The sequence below is a fragment of the Microcoleus sp. M2_D5 genome, assembly GCF_036701935.1.
Classification (GTDB): Bacteria; Cyanobacteriota; Cyanobacteriia; order Cyanobacteriales; family Microcoleaceae; genus Microcoleus.
On sequence record NZ_JAUBRP010000120.1, the window covers coordinates 12,559 to 12,762 of the forward strand.

A 204-nucleotide genomic window follows, 5' to 3' on the forward strand; every position below is an offset into this window, starting at 1 on the left:
AAATAGGAAATTTCGTAGGGGCGGGTTTTACAGACAATATATAACGAGTACAAACAATCTAGATAAACCCGCCCCCACACCACAAATAACCTACATGAACCTTGATTTTGCTCGCAGGAGAAAAACATATAGCCTTTCTCGAAAAGATGAGGTATCATGTTACTGACACTCACTCAGGAGGGTCAAACAGAGAAGACACGCTCG